Genomic DNA, 20,562 nt, shown 5'->3' with positions numbered 1-20,562 from the left:
ATTACCTTCGGGGCGGCGCAGTCCGAGGCGGATCGCGCCCCGCCCCCCGGTAAGGTGGCCCGGTTGTCGTATCGCGTGCGGGCCCGTCCCGGTCCGTGCGGACAGCACCACACGTACCCGAGAGACCCGAACCGGAGACCGTGACTACTACCGCCTCCCACCACCTCTCACCCGCCTTTCCCGGCCGCGCCCCCTGGGGTACGGCCGGCAAGCTGCGAGCCTGGCAGCAGGGCGCCCTCGAGAGGTACGTCCAGGAGCAGCCGCGCGACTTCCTCGCGGTCGCGACCCCCGGCGCCGGGAAGACCACCTTCGCGCTGACCCTCGCCTCATGGCTGCTCCACCACCACGTCGTGCAGCAGATCACCGTCGTCGCGCCCACCGAGCACCTGAAGAAGCAGTGGGCGGAGGCGGCCGCCCGGATAGGGATCAAGCTCGATCCCGACTACAGCGCGGGCCCCGTGAGCAAGGAGTACCACGGGGTCGCCGTCACGTACGCGGGCGTCGGAGTCCGCCCCATGCTGCACCGCAACCGGTGCGAGCAGCGCAAGACCCTGGTGATCCTCGACGAGATCCACCACGCCGGTGACTCCAAGTCCTGGGGCGAGGCCTGCCAGGAGGCGTTCGACCCGGCGACCCGCCGGCTCGCGCTCACCGGCACGCCGTTCCGCTCCGACACCAACCCGATCCCCTTCGTCGCGTACGAGGAGGGCAACGACGGAATCCGGCGGTCGTCCGCCGACTACACCTACGGGTACGGCAACGCGCTCGCCGACGGCGTCGTGCGCCCGGTCATCTTCCTCAGCTACAGCGGCAACATGCGCTGGCGCACCAAGGCAGGGGACGAGATCGCCGCCCGGCTCGGCGAGCCGATGACCAAGGACGCCATCGGGCAGGCCTGGCGCACCGCGCTCGCGCCCACCGGCGACTGGATCCCCAACGTGCTGAGCGCCGCCGACAAGCGGCTCACCGAGGTCCGCAAGGGCATCCCGGACGCGGGCGGGCTCGTCATCGCCACCGACCAGGAGTCGGCGCGCGAGTACGCCAAGATCCTCAAGAAGGTGACCGGCGAGAAGCCCACCGTCGTCCTCTCCGACGAGAAGGCCGCGTCGAAGAAGATCGACGCGTTCACCGAGGACGGCTCGCGCTGGATGGTCGCCGTCCGCATGGTGTCGGAGGGCGTCGACGTGCCGCGGCTGGCCGTCGGCGTGTACGCCACCACCATCTCGACGCCGCTCTTCTTCGCCCAGGCCGTCGGCCGCTTCGTGCGCTCCCGCAGGCGCGGCGAGACCGCTTCGGTCTTCGTGCCGACGATCCCGATGCTCCTCGACTTCGCCAACGAGATGGAGGTCGAACGGGACCACGTCCTCGACAAGCCCAAGAAGGGCAGCGACGAGGAGAACCCGTTCTCCGAGGAGGACAAGCTCCTGGCCGACGCCGAGAAGCTGGAGGACGAGGAGACCGAGGAGCAGCTGCCCTTCGAGGCGCTGGAGTCCGACGCCGTCTTCGACCGGGTGCTGTACGACGGCGCCGAGTTCGGCATGCAGGCGCACCCGGGCAGCGAGGAGGAGCAGGACTACCTCGGCATCCCGGGGCTGCTCGAACCCGACCAGGTGCAGCTGCTGCTCCAGAAGCGGCAGACCCGGCAGATCGCGCACAGCCGGCAGAAGCCGGCCTCGGAGGCGGACCTGCTGGAGAAGCCCGCCGAGGACCGGCCGGTGGTCACGCACAAGCAGCTGCTGAGCCTGCGCAAGCAGCTGAACACCATGGTGTCGGCCTACACGCACCAGAGCGGCAAGCCGCACGGCGTCATCCACACCGAACTGCGCCGGGTGTGCGGCGGTCCGCCGAGCGCGGAGGCCACCGCCGGGCAGATCGAGCAGCGGATCAAGAAGGTCCAGGAGTGGGCCACCCGCATGACGTGAGTCCCGCGGGAGCACGAGGACGCGGGCACCGGCCCGGGGCGTTCGGACAGCTGGTTCCGCCCCGGGCCGGCGTCATGCCCGGGCCGTCACCAGACGTGCGACGCGGACTGGACGGACGTCGCCACGCACGGCACGGTGGCGGACGTCGGGGACGAGGCCACGATCTGCAGTGACCAGTTGGTGGAGCTCGGGGGAGTGGCCAGCACCACGGAATTCGTGCTGTTGCCGGCCGCGAGCGTGCCGGAGGTGAGCTTCAGGGGGCCCAGGGTGATCGGGTTCCCGCCGCTCATGCCCGGGTTGGCCGTGGCGGAGAACTGGACCTGACTGGTGACTCCGCCCACGGTCTTGGTGAGCTTGAGCGTCGTCGTGATGCTGTTCGGGTCGGCGCTCGTGCCGGCCGGCATCCTGATGTCCGACGACGTGATCTTGATGGACTTGGTCGTGCCGTTGTCGGCGGCGGTCAGGGTGGCGGTGCCGCTGCCCCACGAGCCGCAGTTGTAACTGGCCGTCGCGATGAGCGGGGTCACCGCCGAGGCCGTCGGGGACGACAGGGCGAGCAGGGCGCCGGCCGAACACGCCGCCGCCAGGACCAGCGGTAAGCGTCTTCGGTCCGGCGATGTGCCTGAAGAGATCGACATGACGGGGTGGAACTCCTTCCGGTTCGAATTCCGCAGATTCGACGACTCGCTGCACTCCGTGCATTTGCTGTACGTACGGATCTGCGTGCCGGGCCCGGCATGTCGGGTGCAGTGAAACGGTGATCTTCAAAGAAGTCAACAGGTGTGCAGGAAACGCCTGGAGAAATGCTTTTCGGGCATTTCCGAAAGGATCAATTGGGTCTCTCTTGACTTCTCTGCACGTGACCTCCTCAATGTGCGCAATCAATGGTCCATGAAAGGGTGTCAGGTGATCCGACGACGAAGACCCGGTGTGACCGGTCTGCTCGCGGCCTGCTTCGTGCTGTCACTGGGCTGCGTCGGGGCCACGGCCGCACCGTCCGCTTCCCCCGCCCGCGCGGCCGCGGACGCGGCCGGGACGGTGACCCCGACCGTCCACTGCCTCCTGCCCGCGGGCCAGGGCGAGGCGACCGGGCCGCAGCAGATGACCGTGGAGCTGTCGCCCGCCGTCGTCGAACCGGGCGGCAAGGTGCACGCGAAGGTGACGCTGGGCCCGTCCCCGGCCACCAGCGCCATCGCCCTCGACGACGTGCCGACCATCCCGAGCCTCGACCTCGCGATGTCCGGCGGGGCCACCGGCACCGTCACCGTGCGGGGCGCCGAGTTCACCATGGACATCCCCGCCGGGGCGGCCATCGAGATCCCCGCGTACGAAGGCGACTTCCTGGTCCCCGCGGACGCCTCGGGCGAGATCTCGCTCGCCCCGATCCGTACGCTCACCCAGACCAAGGTGTTCGGATCGGTCTTCGAGACGCCCTGCGACGTCGTCGACGGCGGCGGCCCGGTCGGCACCGTCACCGCGGAGGGCACCGGGTCCGAACCCGCCGTGCTGACCGCCCCCGCCGGCCCGGTGCGCCCGCACACCGAGGTGCAACTGGGCGGATCGGGCTGGACCCCGGACGCGTCCCCCGTGCCGTCGCTCTGCGCGGTCGGCGGCGGTGGCTGCGATCCGCTGAAGTTCACCGCCCACACCCTGCGGACCGACTCCGCCGGCACGCTCACCGGCACCGCCACCCTCGGCGAGGCCGGAGCGGTGCCCGACGGCGACTACGAGGTCAAGGTCAACGACGGCACCAAGGAGGCCACCGCCCCCCTCACCGTCGAGGCCGTCGCGGCCGGCAACCGCGAGATCACGCTGTCGTCCGACAGCGGCCCGGTCGGCAGCGTGATCACCGTCAGCGGCCGGAACTACAACCCGGACCGCTGGATCAACGTCATCGGCCTCGACGCCTCCGGCACCGGGCTCGACGACAGCGCGGTCTACGTGAAGAGCGGCGCGGACGGCACCTTCGCCGTCGAGTTCACCGTCATCTCCGACGCCGTCGCCGCCGTCCAGGCCGACGAGGGCAACGACCCGGCGACCGTACGCACCGCGCCCTTCACCGTCACCACCGGCGGCGGGGACGGTGCCACGGCCGAGCAGCAGCTGACCACGCGGGTCAGGGCCGGGACGCTGACCATGACCCAGGACGGGGACACCGTCGACTTCGGTACGACGGTCCTGGGCGCGGACAGCGGTGTGCAGCGGGCCCACCTCAACCGGGTGGAGGTGCAGGACGCCCGCGGCGTCAACAGCGGCTGGTCCCTGACCGCCACCCTCACCGGCTTCACGAGCGCCGACGGGGGCACCATCCCGGCCGGTGCGGTGCGGTGGGCGCCGGCCTGCACGGCACAGGACGGGAGCGTGGGGGCGCCGGTCGCCGGATCGCCCACCGTGCTCGGGAGCGAGGCGGCGAGCCTCTGCCGGATGAATCCGGACGGATCGCGTCCGTTCACCGGCGGGAAGTTCGACGCCGAGGCGGGTCTCGCCCTCACCGTTCCCGAATTCACCAGGCCCGGAGATTACAGCGCCACCCTGACCCTGACCCTGCTGTAAAGGGATCAGGGGAAATCCCCGCTGACGCCCGCCTGTTCCGTACGGCAATGGAACAGGCGGGCGTCGTCCATTCCGCATTCGGATCACCCGCATTTCCTTTCCTTTGGAGGAGCCGTATGTTCGCGCACCGCAGACCCACCGGCGGACCGGGCCGCCCGGCATTACGCCGGGCCGTCGCACTCGGCGCCGGAGCCGTACTCGTCTGGACCGGGGGCACCGTCGCCCTCGCCCCCCTCGCCCACGCCGGCACCGTCACCCCGACCGTCCACTGCACCCTGCCCGCCGGACAGGGCCAGGCGGACGGACCGCAGCAGTTCGGCGTGGAGCTGACGCCCGACACCGTCGACCCCGGCGGCAGGGTCCACGCCAAGGTGACGCTCGGCCCCTCCCCGGCCACCAGCGGCCTCAGCCTCAACGACGTGCCCACCACCCCGAGCCTCGACCTCGCGATGTCCGGCGGAGCCACCGGCACGGTCACCGTCACCGGACCCGAGATCCCGCTCGACATCCCGTCCGGACAGCCGATCGAGATCCCGCCGTACGAAGGGGACTTCCTGCTGCCCGCCGGCGCGAGCGGACCGATCAGCTTCACCCCGCTGCGCAACCTCACCCGCACCAAGGTGCTCGGCTCCACCTACGAGACCGCGTGCGTCGTCACCGCCGGCGGTGGTTCCATCGGCACCGTGACGGCGGAGGGCAGCGCCGGGCAGCCGGCCACGCTCATCGCCCCCACCGCCCCGGTCCGGCCCTCCACCGCCGTCACCCTGTCGGGCAGCCGCTGGACCGCCGGAGCCACCCCCGTACCGCAGCTCTGCGCCGCGGACGGCGGCGGCTGCGACGCCGCGAAGTTCGCCGGCGGCACCCTCGCCATCAACGGCTCCGGTCAGCTGACCGGCAGCGCCGTGCTCGCGGCGGCGGGCGCGGTGCCGGACGGCTCGTACCTCGTGAAGGTCGGCGACGGTACGAAGGAGGCCACCGCGCCCCTGACCGTCAAGGCCTTCGTGCCCGACGGGCCACGCGCCATCGCGCTGTCCCGCAGCAGCGGGCCGGTCGGCAGCGTCATCACCGTCACCGGCAGCGACTACCTCCAGGACCGGTGGATCAACACCATCGGCCTCGACGCGAGCGGCGCGACCCTCGACGACACGGCCGTCTATGTGAAGAGCGGCCCCGACGGCACCTTCTCCGTGGACTTCACCGTCTCCGACCCGGCGATCGCGGCGGTCCAGGTCGACGAGGGCAACGACCCGGCGACCGTACTGACCGCGCCGTTCACCGTGACCGAGGCGACCGCGACGCTCTCCGCGGGCGCCGCCAAGGTCAAACCCGGCGGGACGATCAGCGTCTCGGGTGACGGCTGGCCCTCCGGTGCCACCCCGGCCGCCGCCCTGTGCGCGACCGACGGCACCGGCTGCGACGCCGCCCGGATCAGCGGCTCCACCCTGCGCGTCACCGCCGACGGCACCCTCGCGGGTACGGTCACCGCCGCGGCATCCACCCCCCGCGGCGTCTACGCCCTCCAGGTCACGGCGGGCGGCGCACAGGCCCTCACCCAGCTGACGGTCTCCCCGACCTTCGTCGTCCTCACCCCGGCGGCCGGACCGAGAGGCACCGCGGTCACCGTCCTCGGCCAGGGCTTCGCGAAGGTCGCGACCGTGTCGATCGTCGGGCTGCGGGCGAACGGATCGCAGACCTCCGACCCGGTACGCACCAAGGTCGTCGGCCTCGACGGGGCGTTCTCGCAGACCTTCACCGTCAACGCCGCCGACACCGTCGCCCTCCGGGTCCGCGAGGTCCTCATCAACCCGCGCACCGAGACGGCCGCCTTCACCGTCCAGGACGGGACCGTCCCGTCCGGAGCCTCCTTCGCGCTCTCCCCGCCCGAAGGTCCGCCCGGCACGGTCGTCCAGGTGACCGGCCGGGGCTTCGCACCCGTCGCCACGGTCGCCGTCACCGGACGCACCGCCGACGGGAAGCAGACCTCCGACTCCTACGTCACCCGGATCGTCGGACTCGACGGCACCTTCGCCCTCAACTTCACCGTCCGGGACCCGGCCACGAAGGCGATCAGGGCCTGCGAAGTACTCGTGAACGGAAAAACTGTCCAGCAATTGTTCACAGTGAGTTAACGCCGGTTCACGTCCGGTGTACGGAGCGTCGCGGGGGAGTCGGCCGACATGGACGCGCGTAGATCCGCGCCGTTCGGCCGGCGCCCCGCTGACCGGCACTTATGCTCCGGCGGCACAACCGCTTTTCCACAAGCGCCCGGATTCTGGACGAGGTCTTCCGCTGAGCGGACTGGCTCGCTACTGTCCCAAAAATGTGAACGCCCCGTGGCAACGCCGCCGCGGAGCGCAGCCGGTGCCTTGGCCAGGCCGGCGGCCTCTCCGTGCGTCGCCGCTGGGACCGGTGACGCACAATCCGTGAGAACAGCCGCCGCCGCTCACCAAAGAGGAGAGGGCGTCGTGACCGCGGAGACCTCCCAGACGCTCGACCGAGGACTGCGTGTCCTCAAGCTGCTCGCCGACACCGACCACGGCCTGACGGTCACCGAGTTGTCCAACAAACTCGGTGTCAATCGCACGGTGGTCTACCGTCTGCTCGCCACCCTGGAACAGCACACCCTGATCCGCCGCGACCTGGGCGGCCGCGCCCGAGTGGGACTGGGCGTGCTGCGCCTGGGCCGCCAGGTCCACCCGCTCGTCCGGGAGGCGGCGCTGCCCGCGCTGCGCTCCCTGGCCGAGGACATCGGGGCGACCGCCCACCTCACGCTGGTCGACGGCTCGGACGCGCTGGCGGTCGCGGTCGTCGAACCGACCTGGACGGACTACCACGTCGCCTACCGGGCCGGCTTCCGCCACCCGCTGGACCGGGGTGCCGCGGGACGGGCGATCCTCGCCGCCCGGCAGAAGCCGGTGGGCGAGACGGCGTTCACGCTCACCCACGGCGAGCTGGAGGCGGGCGCCAGCGGCGCCGCCGCCGCGCTGATGGGGGTGACCGGGGTCGAGGGCAGCGTCGGAGTGGTGATGCTCGCCGACGCGGTGCCGGAGCGGGTGGGACCGCGGGTGGTCGACGCCGCACGCGAGGTCGCGGACGCGCTTCGCTAGCGGGGCCCTTGGGCGGGCGGCGGCGCGTTTGCGTTGCCCCTCGTCCTTGGTGCGGGGTTCCGTCCTCAATCGCCGGACGGGCTTGTTTGTGCGGGTGCTCCGCTGCTTGGGGGTGCCTCTGTTCGGTGGGTGGGGGTCCGGTGCCCCTCCGGGGCGTCTCCTCAGACGACGAACGTTTCCAGTCCCACGCGGCGGGAGCCCGGTATCCGTTCGTCGTCCTGCGGGGACTCCCCTGCACGGCCCCGGACCCGGCCGCCGAGCGTCTGCGGCAGTCGTACCGCCGGTGTTCAGACGCACGCGAGAGTGGGTGGGGGCGTGCAGGGGGGTCCCCGCAGAAAAATGGCGTAATACCCGGCCCCCGCAACGTGTCGGGTCGCCACGCCAGTTTTTGAGGAGACGCCCCGGAGGGCCCCCACCCCCACCCACCGGACAGAGGCGAACCCGGCCCGTCCGGCGAACGGCGGCGGAGTGCGGACCGTTAGATTGGGTGGGTGTTCACACGTCGCTCGCGCCCCCGCACCCTCGCCCTGTGCGCCCTCCCGGTCCTCGCCCTGTTCGGCGTCGCGGCCTTCGCGCCGCTGCCGTTCACGCTGGCGCAGCCGGGCACGACGGCGAACGTGCTCGGTGACGACCACGGCACCCCGGTGATCAGTATCGAGGGCACCCCCACCCGGCCCACCAAGGGCGAGCTGAGGATGACCACGATCGTGGCGACCGGGCCCACCGCCGATGTCGGGATCGGCGATGTGATCGACAGCTGGTTCCGTACGGACCGGGCGGTCATGCCCCGTGACTCCGTCTACCCCTCCGGCGGCTCCGAGAAGGAGATCGAGAAGCACAACCTCGACGACATGGCGGAGTCCCAGGACTCCGCGGTCGACGCCGCCCTGAACTACCTCGGCAGGAAGCCCGGCTCCGTCGACGTGACCCTGCACCTCGCCGACGTGGGCGGCCCCAGCGCCGGCCTGTTCTTCGCGCTCGGCATCGTCGACAAGCTCGACGGCGACGGCTCCGGCGGCGATCTCACCGGCGGCCGCAGCATCGCCGGCACGGGCACCATCGAGGCGGACGGGGACGTCGGCGCGGTCGGCGGCGTCTCGCTCAAGACCCAGGCGGCCCGGCGCGACGGCGCCACCGTCTTCCTGGTGCCGAAGGCCGAGTGCAAGGAGGCGGAGTCCGAACTGCCGAAGGGGCTCCGGCTGATCCCGGTCACGACTCTGAAGGGCGCGGTGTCCTCGCTGAGGGCGCTGGACCACGGGGGGAAGATCCCGAGCTGCTGACCCCGTCCGCCGTACGGTCACCCGGCTCCCCGGTCGGGAGGCCGTCCATCGTCCGCCAGGACGGGAAGACCAGCGGGCTCAGCGTCGCGGTCAGGTACACCGCCCCCATCACCAGCAGCGCCCCCGTGGCCCCCGCGCTCTCCACCAGCAGGCCGGCGGCCAGCCCGCCCACCGGCAGGGCCAGTTCGCACCCCGCGGTGATGGCCCCGGAGACCCGGCTGCGCAGGGCGTCGGGCACGCTCCCGTAGATCACCGTCGTCAGGATCGGGTTCAGGACCCCTCCCGCGATCCCGCTCAGCACCATCGTCACCGCGAGCGGCGGCGTCGTACCGGTCAGCGCGGCGACCAGGTACCTCGGCGCCCCGCACAGCAGCACGCACACGGTGAACACGGCCCACCGCGAGAAGCGGTGCCCCACCGCCCCGTACAGCAGCGCCCCGGTCAGGCCACCCGCCCCGAACAGTGCGGTGAGCAGGCCGAGATCGCGTGCCCCGCCCAGTTCGGCCGAGGCGTGCACCGGGAGCAGGACGGCGATCCAGCCCTGGTCGGTGCCGTTCATGAACAGGACCATCAGGACGACGCCGAGCAGCAGCCGGTTGCCGAACAAGTAGGCGTACCCCTCGCCCAGTTCGCGCCGGTAGGTGCGCAGGGAGACCGGTGCGGCGTTCTTGACCGGCTCCGCCGCGCGGATGCCCCGCAGCCCCGCCGCGATCAGCGCGGCCGAGGTCAGGAAGCTCGCCGCGTCCAGCAGCAGCACCGTCTCCGCGCCGACCAGCGCGATCAGTACCCCGGCCAGCGCGGCCCCGACCATCCGGGCCCCGCGTGAGACCGCGTCGAAGAGGCTGGCGGCGCGGGCGAGCGTGGTGCCGGCGTGCTCGGCCAGGTCGGGCACGAGGACGTAGCGCGCGGTGTTGCCCGGGGTGTGGACGAGTCCGTTGAGCGCCATCAGGACGCACAGCACCCAGAAGGAGAGTGCGTCGGCGTAGTACAGCAACGGCACGGCGGCGACGGCGAGTCCGCACACGGTGTCGGAGGCGATGGAGACCCGGCGGCGGCCGGTCCGGTCGATGACGGGCCCGCCGATCAGGGCGGAGACGACGATCGGCAGCGTCGCGCAGAAGGCGACGACTCCGGCCCGTCCGGCGCTTCCGGTGGTTTCGAGGACGAACCACGGCACGCCGATCAGGGTGAGTGAAGTACCTGCGGTGGATATGGAGTTGGCCGCCAGGACGGCGACGAGCGGTTTGCGGTCGGACCTGTTCCTCCCCCCGTCCACGGGCTACGCCGTGCGGGGCGCGCGGTACGGCACGACGGTCCGCTCCGGCAGGAGGCGCAGACCCGTCTCGACCAGGGTCCAGGCCAGCTTGGTCCGCAGCTGCCCGCGCGGGGCTCGGCGGTGGGTGAGGCGGAAGTTGTCGGCCCGGGCGCGCAGTTCGGCGGAGCGTATGCGGTGCAGGGCGAGGTGCGTGTCGGGATGCATGGCGTGGTGGCCCTTCAGTCGGTGGGGCGCGGGAAGACGTGCAGATGGGTGCGGACGACGGCGGATCCCTCGGTGTCCTCGGGGACGCGGCCGCGGTAACTGTTGATCAGTTCGTGCACCTTCTCGGAGAGTTCACTGGCCAGCTCCGGGGTGAGCCGCACCTTGAAGTCGCTGAGGTCCGAGCCCTCGTACCACTCCTGGGGCCACTCGTGCATCGTGCCGAGCCAGGTGTTCAGCTCCTGTGCGTGCGTCGACGCGACCTCGTGGAGGACGAGGCCCATCGCGCCGCGCACCTCGGGGTCGGGGTCGTACAGGAACTCGGGGCCGAAGGAGGCGCCGGCGTGCACGGCCCGCCACCAGCGCTCGCGTCCCTTGCCGCGCGTCGGGTCGTCCTCGACGAAGCCGTACGCGGCGAGCTGGCGCAGGTGGTAGCTGGTGGCTCCGCTGGATTCGCCGAGCCGCTCGGCGAGACCGGAGGCGGTGGCGGGCCCGAACTCCCGGAGGGTGTTGAGCAGCCTGATGCGCAGGGGGTGGGCGAGTCCGCGCAGGGTGCGGGCGTCGATGCTGAGGACCTTCGGGTCCGCGGCGTTCGCGGCCCTGTCGTCGGGCTCTGTGGTTGGCATGCCTCAACCATAGAGTTGCAAAGACAGCTTTGCAACAGGTCTTTGCAACATCTTCTTTGTAACTCTGTCCGGCCCTACCGAGGCGGCTGTCCGGCCGCCCCGGGAGGGCCGGCTGTCACCCTGCCTTGATGAACCCCTCGTCGACCAGCCAGTCCTTCGCCACCTCGTGCGGGTCCTCGCCCTCGACGTCCACCTTGGCGTTCAGCTCCTGCGCGACCTGCGTGGTCAGCCGTGCGCTGAGCGGGTCGAGCAGGGCCGCGATCACCGGGTACTTCTCGAAGGTCGCGGTGTGGATGACGGGCGCCGCGTTGTAGTTGGGGAAGAAGTGCTTGTTGTCCGCCAGCACGTCGAGGTCCATCGCCTTGATGCGGCCGTCCGTGGTGAACACCTCGCCCAGCAGGCAGGAGTTGGACTTCGACACCTGGGTGTAGACGATGCCCGCGTCCATCTTCTTGATGTTGGCGGCCGGCAGCGACATCCCGTACGCCTTCTCCATGCCGGGCAGTCCGTCGTTGCGGGAGGCGAACTCGTTCTCCACGCAGATCGTCACCGCCGAAGGGTTCTTCTTCGCCAGCGCGGCGACGTCGGAGAGCGTCTTCAGGTGGTACTTCGCGTTGTTCTTCTTGCTGATCGCGAGCGCGTAGGTGTTGTTCAGCGTGGACTGCGGCAGCCAGGTCACCCCGTTCCCCCGGTCCTCCGCGCGGACCGCCTCCCACTGCTTCAGCGGGTCGGTGATCGGCTTGGCGTGGCCCAGATAGGTGATCCAGCCGGTGCCCGTGTACTCGTACATCGCGTCGGCGTCGCCCTGGACGATCGCCTCCCGGGCGCTGATCGAGCCGGGCAGGTTCGTCCGGTCCAGGACCTCCGCCCCGGCCGCCTTGAAGATCAGGCCGATCATCTGGCCCAGGATGATGTTCTCGCTGAAGTTCTTCGAGGTGACGGTCAGCGAGGCGCCGTCCAGCGGCTGCCCCTGCCCGACCGAGCCCGGCTCCACGTCGTCCACCATCGGGGAACCGCTCTTCAGCCCGCACCCCGCCAGCACCAGCGCCAGCGCGGCCGCCCCCGCCAGGCCCGCGCGCACCCGTCGCCTCCTCATCGCTCCACCTCCAGTCCGCGCGGTGTCAGCGCCACCTCGACGAGCGAGGCCAGCCAGTCCACCAGCAGTGCCAGCACCACCGTCAGCACGGAACCGAGCACCAGCACCGGCATGCGCTGGGTCTGGATGCCCGAGGTGATCAGGTCGCCGAGACCGCCACCGCCGCCGAACGTGGCCAGCGTCGCCGTGCCCACGTTGAGCACCAGCGCGGTCCGTACACCCGCCAGGATCAGCGGCACGGCGAGCGGGAGTTCGACCTTCCGGAGCGTGCCCATCGCCGACATCCCGATGCCGCGCGAGGCCTCCACCAGCGTCGGTTCGATCGCCTTCAGACCGGCGACCGTGTTGGAGAGCACCGGCAGCACCGCGTAGATCACCATGCCGGTGATCGCCGTCGACGGGCCGATGCCCAGCCAGATCACCAGCAGGGCCAGCAGACCGATCGCCGGGGTCGCCTGCCCGATGTTGGCGATCGCCGTGACCACCGGCGCCGCCTTGCTCAGTCCGCGCCGGGTCAGCGCGATGCCCAGCGGAATGGCGATGATCAGCACCCAGAACGTCGAGATCGCGGTCAGCCTGACGTGCTGCCACCACCGCAGCTGCACCGTGTCGCCCGCCAGGGAGTTCTCCGCGATCGAGTCCAGGTCGACGTTGGTGATCCACACGTACGTGATGACCAGCACCACCGCGAGCGCCGCCGGCACCAGCACCAGCTTGCGCCAGGTGATGCGGCGGGGTGGTCCGGCCGGCGAAGGCGACGGTTCCGCCTCCTCGTCGCGGAAGGCGTGGCCCTTGACGTCGTGTTCGCCCGGCGGGCGGTCCCGGTCGGACGCGGGGACCGGCCCGGAGGAGCGGGGGCCGGACGGGGAGTCGTTGCTCATGTGCCCGCACCGCCCTCCAGCTCCTGGACGGTCTGATGGGTGCGCAGCTCCTCCAGCTCGTGCTGGTGCTCGATGGCGGTGAGCCGGTCGGCCTCCAGGAGTTCGTGCACCGAGTTCATCAGCGTGTGCATGTCGACGACGCCGATGAACTCGCCCCGCCGTCCGGTCACCGCGACCCGGCCGCCGCTGTCGGTCAGCACCGCCTCCAGCGCGTCGTGCAGCGTCGCGTCCCTGGTCACCGTGTCGTGCACCAGCTGCCCGGCCCGCGCCAGCGAACCGCGGGCCCGCATCAGGTCGCCGCGGCGCAGCCACTTGTACGGGCGGTTGCGGCGGTCCAGCATCAGCAGCTCGTTGTGCGGGCCGCTGCGCAGCTTGTTGAAGATGGACTGGAGCGGGTCGTCGACCGTCACCGTCGGGAACTCCGCGATCTCCACGTCCCGTACGCGGGTGAGGTTGAGCCGCTTCAGCGCAGCCCCCGCCCCGACGAAACCGGAGACGAAGTCGTCCGTCGGGTTGGTGAGGATGGCCTCCGGGGTGTCGAACTGGGCGATGTGCGAATGCTCCCGCAGTACGGCGATCCGGTCGCCGAGCTTGATCGCCTCGTCGAAGTCGTGGGTGACGAAGACGATCGTCTTGTGGAGCTCGTGCTGGAGCCGGATCAGCTCGTCCTGGAGGTGGTCACGGGTGATCGGGTCGACCGCGCCGAACGGCTCGTCCATCAGCAGCACGGGCGGATCGGCGGCCAGCGCCCGTGCCACGCCGACGCGCTGCTGCTGACCGCCGGAGAGCGCCCGCGGATAGCGGCCGTGGAACTCGCGCGGGTCCAGGCCGACCAGATCGAGCATCTCCTCGACCCGGTCCTTCACCTTCGACTTCGACCAGCCCACCATCTTCGGTACGAGGGCGATGTTCTCGGCGACCGTCATGTGCGGGAAGAGCCCGGACGACTGGATCGCGTAACCGATCTTCCGGCGCAGCTTCACCGGGTCGATGTCCGTGACGTCCTCGTCGTCGATCCTGATCCGGCCCGAGGTCGGCTCGATCAGCCGGTTGATCATCTTCAGGGTGGTCGACTTCCCGCAGCCGGACGGCCCGACGAAGATCACGGTCTCGCCGGCCTTGATGTCCATCGAGACGTTGTCCACGGCCGGGCTGGGATTGCCCGGATAGAGCTTGGTCAGGTTCTCCAGCTGGATGGTCGCCCCGGAGGTGGCGTTGACGACCGGCTCCGGCCCGGTCTCTGCGGCGGTCTCAGACACGGATCCCCCTCGGGATGGTGAGCCGCCCCAGCAGCACGTACGCGGCGTCGAAGAGCAGGGCGAGGATGACGATGCCGAGCGTGCCCGCGAGCACCGAATTGATCGCGTTGGCACTGCCCAGCGAGGCGATGCCGCGGAAGATCTCGTTGCCGAGACCCGGCCCGGAGGCGTACGCGGCGATGGCGGCGATCCCCATGAGCATCTGGGTGGAGACCCGGATGCCGGTGAGGATCGGCGGCCAGGCGAGCGGCAGTTCCACCTTGGTGAGCCGGGCGAGCCGGGACATCCCGATGCCCTTCGCCGCGTCCACGAGCGCCGGGTCGACCCCGCGCAGCCCGACGATGGAGTTGCGGACGATGGGCAGCAGCCCGTACAGCGTCAGGGTGATCACGGTCGGCGCCACCCCGAGCCCCACCAGCGGGATCAGCAGACCGATCGCGGCGAGCGACGGGATGGTCAGGACGGTCGCCGTGGAGGTGATCGCCACCGAGGACCCCCAGCCGCTGCGATAGCTGACCACCCCGATCAGGACGCCCAGCACGGTCGCGATCACCATGCACTGGAAGACGGCGCTCACGTGCTGGAACGCGTCGGTGAGCAACTGCTGGTGACGATTTCCCAGGTACTCCCAGAAGCTCACACGTCACTCCTCGGCTCAGTCGGTGTCCTGCGCCGCCTGTTCGACGAGCGGGATGATGCGCAGGGGTACGGGGTTCTCCATGACGATGGCCGTGGAGGCCCGGACAATGCCATCAAATCCGACAACCCGGTCGATCACCCGCTGGAGATCGGCGTTGGAACGGGCCACCAGCCGGCACAGCATGTCGCCGTGCCCGGTGGTGGTGTGCAGCTCCAGCACCTCCGGTACGCCGCCCAAGTGGGCCCGCACGTCGGCGCCTTGGCCCTGCTTGATCTCCAGCGTGGCGAAGGCGGTGACGGGATAGCCGAGGGCGGCCGGGTCCACGTCCGGACCGAAGCCGCGGATGACGCCATTCGACTGAAGACGGTCCAGGCGCGCCTGGACCGTCCCGCGCGCCACGCCGAGCCGGCGCGACGCCTCCAGGACCCCGATCCGCGGCTCGCGCGCCAGCAGGACGATGAGACGCCCGTCGAGATGATCGATCGCCACGGCCGGCCTCCGGAGGGTCACTGTGATGGTCACCATGTACAGATAGCCCGCCCATCATGGCGAAGCGCTGTGCAAAGTGCCCAGCGATTTCACGAACTGTTGCGCACCTTGCGAAGTGGCGCGACGCTTCGGGCATGACAGAGACGATGCACAGCACTCCCGGGACAGCGCGGCAGGCCGATCCCTTCCCGGTCAAGGGAATGGACGCGGTCGTCTTCGCCGTCGGCAACGCCAAGCAGGCCGCGCACTACTACGCGACCGCCTTCGGCATGAAGCTCGTGGCCTACTCCGGACCGGAGAACGGCAGCCGCGAGACCGCCAGTTACGTCCTCACCAACGGCTCCGCCCGCTTCGTCTTCACCTCCGTCATCAGGGCGTCCACGGACCACGGCCGCTTCCTCGCCGAGCACGTCGCCGAGCACGGCGACGGAGTCGTCGACCTGGCCATCGAGGTCCCCGACGCCCGCGCCGCGTACGCCTACGCGGTCGAGCACGGCGCACTCGGACTGACCGAGCCGCACGAGGTGAAGGACGAGCACGGCACCGTCGTCCTGGCCGCCATCGCCACGTACGGCCAGACCCGCCACACCCTCGTCGAGCGCACCGGCTACGAGGGCCCCTACCTCCCCGGCTACGCCGCGGCCGACCCGATCGTCGAGCCGCCCGCCAAGCGCTTCTTCCAGGCCGTCGACCACTGCGTCGGCAACGTCGAGCTCGGCCGGATGAACGAGTGGGTCGGCTTCTACAACAAGGTCATGGGCTTCACCAACATGAAGGAGTTCGTGGGCGACGACATCGCCACCGAGTACTCCGCGCTCATGTCCAAGGTCGTCGCCGACGGCACGCTCAAGGTCAAGTTCCCGATCAACGAGCCGGCCGTCGCCAAGAAGAAGTCCCAGATCGACGAGTACCTGGAGTTCTACGGCGGCGCGGGCGTCCAGCACATCGCGCTCGCCACGAACGACATCGTCGCCTCGGTGAAGGCGATGCGCGCGGCCGGTGTCCAGTTCCTCGACACCCCCGACTCGTACTACGACACGCTGGGCGAGTGGGCGGGCGAGACCCGGGTGCCCGTGGAGACCCTGCGCGAGCTGAAGATCCTCGTCGACCGCGACGAGGACGGCTATCTGCTGCAGATCTTCACCAAGCCGGTCCAGGACCGGCCGACCGTCTTCTTCGAGATGATCGAGCGCCACGGCTCGATGGGCTTCGGCAAGGGCAACTTCAAGGCCCTCTTCGAGGCGATCGAGCGCGAGCAGGAGAAGCGCGGCAACCTCTGATCCACGGCCCTTTCCGGTCCAGGGCCACCACTGATCCACCCACGACGGGGGAACACCGCGACGGGCGGGCCGGAACTCCGGCCCGCCCGTCGCGGCGTGCGGGGGCGGCGCCCCGCGTCAGTGCCCGGGGGACGCGTGCGGTGCCGGCGGCTTCGGCGGGGTGCGGGTGGGAGTGTGCGTCGCGCCGCCGGCCTTTTCGGGTGCGGCCTTCGGCGCGGCCGGCTTCGCCTTCTGTCCCGGCGGGCCCGCCGCCGGGGCCGGGGCGTCACCGGGCTCCCCGGGCGGCGCCGCGGGCTCCGCGGGGCCGGACTCCGGCTCGGGGGCGGGCGACGGCTCCTGCGGCGGCTGCGGGGCGGGCGGTGCGGCCGGCTGCATGTCCTGCGGACCGCCGGCCGGCGGCAGCCCCATCGTGTCCAGTGCCTCCTGCGCCCGCGGCGCGTCCAGCGGCGAGAACTGCGGATTGGTGCGCAGCGCCTCCTCCAGATGGCGGCGGGCCGGACCGAAGTCCTGCAACGCCCGCTGCACCATGCCCAGGTGATACGCGTACCCCGCGTTCTGACCGCCCGAGTCGACCGCCTGCTCCGCGTACTCCAGCGCCGAGTCCGGATCGCCCGAACGGTGCAGCGCCCAGCCCAGCGCATCGGCCACCGCCGCGCTGTGGTGCCCGCGGCCCCACTCCGCCCGCAGCAGCTCGACGCCCGCGTTCGCGTCACCGTGCGCCGCCTCGAACCGGCCCAGCAGCAGCGAGTCGTCCACCCCCTGCGCCTTCGTCCTGGCCAGCGCCCTGCGCAACTGCGTGTACTGGTTGACCGAGTCGCCGTCCAGGCCGAGCGACTCGTACAGCTCGCCCAGTTCCAGCATGTACGCCGGGCGCGGCGACTTAGTCAGCGCCGCCTGGTAGTCCCGCTGGGCCTCGTCGGTACGCCCCAGGGCCGCCAGCGCACGCGCCCGGCCGGCCAGGGACGGGTGGTGGGCGGGGTCGGTGCGCAGCGCGGCCCCGTACTGGGCGACCGCCTCCTGCGGCTCACCCCGCTCCCAGGCCAGCTCGCCCAGCCGGGACAGACAGGCCGCCTTCTCCGCGGGGGTCTTGGCCCGGTTCACCGCGTCCTGCGCGGTGGCCAGCGCGTCCTCGCGCCAGCCCCGGTCCCGGTACATGTCCGCCGTCATCCCGAGCGCGGGCACGCCCGAGCGCAGCGCGGCGTACTTCTCGACCGCCGTCGTCGCCGACTTGTAGTCGCCCAGGCCGTTGTACGCGTCGACCAGTTCCGGGTACACCGTCCACTGCTTGGGCTGCCGGGACCGTACCGTCTCGCCCCACTTCTTCGCCGTGACGAAGTCGTGCCGGGCGTTGGCCAGGGAGGCCAGCCCCACCCAGGCCGCCTCGTTGCCGCGCTCGCCAGGCTCCACGTTCAGGGACCGCTTCAGCGCCTGCTCGGCCCGGGTGTAGTACGCCGCGTCCGAGGCCCGGCGCCCCCACTCCACGTACGCCGACCCGAGCACCGCCCACGACCGCGCGTCCGAGGGATGCGTGCCCACCCACTTCTGCCGGTCCCCGATGAGCGCCGTCAGATCGGAGAGCGAGGCGGGGGAGCCGGCCGCCGTCGCGGCCATCGCCCGCGAGACCGGACCCGGTACGGGCGGCGCCGCGTCCTCGTCGCCATCGGGCACCGCGACGACCGCACCCGTCACCAGCACCGCCCCCGCCACCACACCGAACGCGGCCCGGCGCAGGGTCGTGCGCAGCGAGGCGGGCGGCGGTTCGGCCAGGGACGCGGCGTCCGGCGGCAGGGCGGGAGGGGACTCGCAGGGCGGGGCGTAGGCGGTGTCGGCGGAGTGGTCCGGGCCCGGTACGGGGCGATCGGCCGGCGGCTGCTGTGGCGTGACGTCCATGCCGATCACTCTGCGTCAGTACGAAGAGCACACCGCGTCTTACGAACGCTGCCGCATACGGGTTCACACCAATGGGCCCGGGTGTCAGTCTTGGATCATGGACGATCTTCTCGCACTACTGCGCGCGGGCCTGCCGGCCGAAGCCCTCATCACCGACCCGGACATCACCGCCTCCTACGCCAACGACATGGCGAGCTTCTGCGAGGCGGGCACACCGGCCGTCGTCACGCTGCCCCGCACGGTCGAGCAGGTCCAGCACATCATGCGCACGGCCACCGCGCTGCGCGTCCCGGTCGTCCCCCAGGGCGCCCGCACGGGCCTGTCCGGCGCGGCCAACGCCTCCGACGGCTGCATCGTGCTCTCCCTGGTGAAGATGGACCGGATCCTGGAGATCAGCCCCGTCGACCGCATCGCCGTGGTGGAGCCGGGCGTCGTCAACGCGGTGCTCTCCCGGGCGGTCAACGAACACGGGCTGTACTACCCGCCGGACCCCTCCAGCTGGGAGACGTGCACCATCGGCGGCAACATCGGCACCGCGTCCGGCGGCCTGTGCTGCGTGAAGTACGGGGTCACCGCCGAATACGTCCTCGGGCTCGACATCGTCCTCGCGGACGGGCGCCTGCTCAGCACCGGCCGCCGCACCGCGAAGGGCGTCGCCGGATACGACCTCACCCGGCTCTTCGTCGGCTCCGAGGGCAGCCTCGGCATCGTTGTCAAGGCCGTGCTCGCGCTCAAGCCGCAGCCTCCCCAGCAGCTCGTCCTCGCCGCCGAGTTCCCCAGCGCCGCGAGCGCCTGCGACGCCATCTGCCGGATCATGGAACGTGGTCACACACCGTCACTCCTCGAACTGATGGACCGTACGACGGTCCACGCGGTCAACAAGATGGCGAACATGGGCCTCCCCGAGTCCACCGAGGCACTCCTGCTCGCCGCCTTCGACACCCCCGACCCCTCGGCCGACCTCGCCGCCGTCGCCGAGCTGTGCACCGCCGCCGGTGCCACCGAGGTCGTCCCGGCCGAGGACGCGGCCGAGTCCGACCTCCTGCTCCAGGCCCGGCGGATGTCGCTCACCGCCCTGGAGACCGTCAAGTCGGCGACGATGATCGACGACGTGTGCGTACCGCGCTCGCAGCTCGGCGCCATGCTCGAAGGCACCGCCGCCGTCGCCGAGAAGTACGACCTCACCATCGGCGTCTGCGCGCACGCGGGCGACGGCAACACCCACCCCGTCGTCTGCTTCGACCACACCGACGCCGACGAGTCCCGGCGGGCCCGCGAGTCCTTCGACGAGATCATGGCGCTCGGCCTCGAACTCGGCGGCACGATCACCGGCGAACACGGTGTGGGCGTGCTCAAGAAGGAGTGGCTCGCCAGGGAACTCGGCGAGGTGAGCGTGGAACTGCACCGGGGCATCAAGCAGGCCTTCGACCCGCTGGGGCTCCTCAACCCGGGCAAGGTCTTCTGACCCCCGGCTCCGGGCCGGGCCCGTCCGGCGCCCCGGCCGCCCTCTCAACTCTCCCCGTCCTGCGACTCGTCCGACGGCCAGGGGTCACTGAGCCACAGGTCGTCGGCCGGCAGCGGAGCGAGCAGCTCGGCCAGCGCCTCGTCGATGCCGAGCCGCTCGGTCTCCGTACCCGGCGGAACCGCGCGCAGCGTCCGCTCCACCCAGGTGGCCACCGCCACCGACGGCACCTCCAGCAGGGCGTTGCCGTCGGGCGAGGTCAGCGCCACGCAGATGACGCTGCGCCGGTCGATCTTGGTCGGCCAGATCCGTACGTCCCCGTGCCCGCACGGCCGGAACACGCCCTCGACCAGCAGATCGCGGGCGAACGTCCAGTGCACGGGGACGTCGGAGCCGATGTGGAAGGTGATGTGCACGGCGTAGGGGTCGTCGGTGCGATACGTCAGCCGGGCGGGCACGGGGATGCTGCGCTCGGGCGACAGGACCAGCTTGAGCTCCAGCTCGCGTTCCACGACGGTGTCCATGAGGTGCGTCCTTTCGGTGCCTGTGGGCCGGTCCCACGACCGGCCGCACAGGGAGAGAGCGCCCTCCCCGCCATCC

18 protein-coding genes are annotated in these 20,562 nt (G+C 71.2%); 7 read left to right on the top strand and 11 right to left on the bottom strand.

All coding sequences use genetic code 11. The features are described 5' to 3' along the window. Positions 1-140 precede the first annotated feature (140 nt). Positions 141-1,922 (top strand): DEAD/DEAH box helicase, encoded by a 1,782-nt coding sequence (locus OG408_RS14940; protein WP_266779360.1) that lies wholly within the window; start codon positions 141-143, stop codon positions 1,920-1,922. 86 nt (positions 1,923-2,008) lie between these two features. On the opposite strand, the gene OG408_RS14935 is transcribed toward OG408_RS14940, so the two are convergent. Beyond that, entirely contained in the window at positions 2,009-2,560 is a 552-nt protein-coding gene (locus OG408_RS14935) for a hypothetical protein (RefSeq protein ID WP_266779358.1), read from the bottom strand. A 292-nt stretch (positions 2,561-2,852) separates the two neighbouring features. Here OG408_RS14935 and OG408_RS14930 point away from each other — a divergent pair, with 292 nt between their 5' ends. The 4 genes from OG408_RS14930 to OG408_RS14915 all read left to right on the top strand — a co-directional run bounded on the left by OG408_RS14930 (position 2,853) and on the right by OG408_RS14915 (position 8,862). Beyond that, positions 2,853-4,475: a hypothetical protein gene (locus tag OG408_RS14930; RefSeq protein ID WP_266779356.1), complete on the top strand. Its 1,623-nt coding sequence runs from the start codon at positions 2,853-2,855 to the stop codon at positions 4,473-4,475. A 116-nt stretch (positions 4,476-4,591) separates the two neighbouring features. Beyond that, positions 4,592-6,604: a hypothetical protein gene (locus tag OG408_RS14925; protein WP_326670272.1), complete on the top strand. Its 2,013-nt coding sequence runs from the start codon at positions 4,592-4,594 to the stop codon at positions 6,602-6,604. Between the two features lie 336 nt (positions 6,605-6,940). Then, positions 6,941-7,582: an IclR family transcriptional regulator gene (locus OG408_RS14920; RefSeq protein ID WP_266779352.1), complete on the top strand. Its 642-nt coding sequence runs from the start codon at positions 6,941-6,943 to the stop codon at positions 7,580-7,582. Between the two features lie 491 nt (positions 7,583-8,073). Continuing rightward, positions 8,074-8,862 (top strand): YlbL family protein, encoded by a 789-nt coding sequence (locus OG408_RS14915; protein ID WP_266779350.1) that lies wholly within the window; start codon positions 8,074-8,076, stop codon positions 8,860-8,862. Here the strand turns inward: OG408_RS14915 and OG408_RS14910 are convergent. The 8 genes from OG408_RS14910 to OG408_RS14875 form a co-directional block, all read right to left on the bottom strand. Further along, positions 8,792-10,138, bottom strand: a complete 1,347-nt coding sequence (locus OG408_RS14910; protein WP_266779348.1) for an MFS transporter — start codon at positions 10,136-10,138, stop codon at positions 8,792-8,794. The two genes, OG408_RS14915 and OG408_RS14910, sit on opposite strands and share 71 nt — an antisense overlap. Before the next feature lie 3 nt (positions 10,139-10,141). After that, positions 10,142-10,342, bottom strand: a complete 201-nt coding sequence (locus tag OG408_RS14905) for a hypothetical protein (protein ID WP_326670268.1) — start codon at positions 10,340-10,342, stop codon at positions 10,142-10,144. 14 nt (positions 10,343-10,356) lie between these two features. Continuing rightward, positions 10,357-10,965, bottom strand: coding sequence for an ArsR/SmtB family transcription factor (locus OG408_RS14900; protein WP_266779344.1), 609 nt, complete (start codon positions 10,963-10,965; stop codon positions 10,357-10,359). A 115-nt stretch (positions 10,966-11,080) separates the two neighbouring features. Beyond that, positions 11,081-12,061, bottom strand: a complete 981-nt coding sequence (locus OG408_RS14895) for a glycine betaine ABC transporter substrate-binding protein (protein WP_266779342.1) — start codon at positions 12,059-12,061, stop codon at positions 11,081-11,083. Next, positions 12,058-12,942 (bottom strand): ABC transporter permease, encoded by an 885-nt coding sequence (locus tag OG408_RS14890; RefSeq protein WP_266779340.1) that lies wholly within the window; start codon positions 12,940-12,942, stop codon positions 12,058-12,060. The genes OG408_RS14895 and OG408_RS14890 overlap by 4 nt, the downstream gene beginning before the upstream one ends. Then, on the bottom strand, positions 12,939-14,201 hold the full coding sequence (locus OG408_RS14885) for an ABC transporter ATP-binding protein (RefSeq protein WP_266779338.1): 1,263 nt from the start codon (positions 14,199-14,201) through the stop codon (positions 12,939-12,941). Before OG408_RS14885 ends, OG408_RS14890 begins: the two co-directional genes overlap by 4 nt. Beyond that, the gene (locus OG408_RS14880; RefSeq protein ID WP_266779336.1) at positions 14,194-14,841 is read right to left on the bottom strand and encodes an ABC transporter permease; all 648 of its coding nucleotides are present in this window, start codon (positions 14,839-14,841) and stop codon (positions 14,194-14,196) included. The genes OG408_RS14885 and OG408_RS14880 overlap by 8 nt, the downstream gene beginning before the upstream one ends. 15 nt (positions 14,842-14,856) lie before the next feature. After that, complete coding sequence (locus tag OG408_RS14875) at positions 14,857-15,330, bottom strand: Lrp/AsnC family transcriptional regulator (protein ID WP_266779334.1); 474 nt, start codon at positions 15,328-15,330, stop codon at positions 14,857-14,859. Between the two features lie 134 nt (positions 15,331-15,464). Here OG408_RS14875 and hppD point away from each other — a divergent pair, with 134 nt between their 5' ends. After that, positions 15,465-16,610, top strand: coding sequence for a 4-hydroxyphenylpyruvate dioxygenase (gene hppD / locus OG408_RS14870; protein ID WP_266779332.1), 1,146 nt, complete (start codon positions 15,465-15,467; stop codon positions 16,608-16,610). A gap of 117 nt (positions 16,611-16,727) precedes the next feature. Here hppD and OG408_RS14865 read toward each other — a convergent pair whose 3' ends face one another. Next, positions 16,728-18,500, bottom strand: coding sequence for a tetratricopeptide repeat protein (locus OG408_RS14865; protein WP_326670263.1), 1,773 nt, complete (start codon positions 18,498-18,500; stop codon positions 16,728-16,730). Positions 18,501-18,597: 97 nt separating this feature from the next. Between OG408_RS14865 and OG408_RS14860 the strand changes: the two genes are divergently transcribed. After that, on the top strand, positions 18,598-19,965 hold the full coding sequence (locus OG408_RS14860) for an FAD-binding oxidoreductase (protein ID WP_266779328.1): 1,368 nt from the start codon (positions 18,598-18,600) through the stop codon (positions 19,963-19,965). A gap of 44 nt (positions 19,966-20,009) precedes the next feature. Here OG408_RS14860 and OG408_RS14855 read toward each other — a convergent pair whose 3' ends face one another. Continuing rightward, on the bottom strand, positions 20,010-20,486 hold the full coding sequence (locus OG408_RS14855) for an SsgA family sporulation/cell division regulator (RefSeq protein ID WP_266779326.1): 477 nt from the start codon (positions 20,484-20,486) through the stop codon (positions 20,010-20,012). Between the last annotated feature and the right edge of the window lie 76 nt (positions 20,487-20,562).

This window comes from Streptomyces sp. NBC_01257, from assembly GCF_035917255.1.
Classification (GTDB): domain Bacteria; phylum Actinomycetota; class Actinomycetes; order Streptomycetales; family Streptomycetaceae; genus Streptomyces.
This window is presented reverse-complemented; position numbering and strand designations above follow the sequence as displayed.

What these genes read in the sequence shown, in the direction of transcription:
- OG408_RS14860 (WP_266779328.1), top strand. Translation starts at nt 18,598, where the DNA reads ATGGACGATCTTCTCGCACTACTGCGCGCGGGCCTGCCGGCCGAAGCC.
- OG408_RS14865 (WP_326670263.1), bottom strand. Translation starts at nt 18,500, where the DNA reads ATGGACGTCACGCCACAGCAGCCGCCGGCCGATCGCCCCGTACCGGGC.
- OG408_RS14925 (WP_326670272.1), top strand. Translation starts at nt 4,592, where the DNA reads ATGTTCGCGCACCGCAGACCCACCGGCGGACCGGGCCGCCCGGCATTA.
- OG408_RS14905 (WP_326670268.1), bottom strand. Translation starts at nt 10,342, where the DNA reads ATGCATCCCGACACGCACCTCGCCCTGCACCGCATACGCTCCGCCGAA.
- OG408_RS14890 (WP_266779340.1), bottom strand. Translation starts at nt 12,942, where the DNA reads ATGAGCAACGACTCCCCGTCCGGCCCCCGCTCCTCCGGGCCGGTCCCC.
- OG408_RS14855 (WP_266779326.1), bottom strand. Translation starts at nt 20,486, where the DNA reads ATGGACACCGTCGTGGAACGCGAGCTGGAGCTCAAGCTGGTCCTGTCG.
- OG408_RS14895 (WP_266779342.1), bottom strand. Translation starts at nt 12,061, where the DNA reads ATGAGGAGGCGACGGGTGCGCGCGGGCCTGGCGGGGGCGGCCGCGCTG.
- hppD (WP_266779332.1), top strand. Translation starts at nt 15,465, where the DNA reads ATGACAGAGACGATGCACAGCACTCCCGGGACAGCGCGGCAGGCCGAT.
- OG408_RS14935 (WP_266779358.1), bottom strand. Translation starts at nt 2,560, where the DNA reads ATGTCGATCTCTTCAGGCACATCGCCGGACCGAAGACGCTTACCGCTG.
- OG408_RS14900 (WP_266779344.1), bottom strand. Translation starts at nt 10,965, where the DNA reads ATGCCAACCACAGAGCCCGACGACAGGGCCGCGAACGCCGCGGACCCG.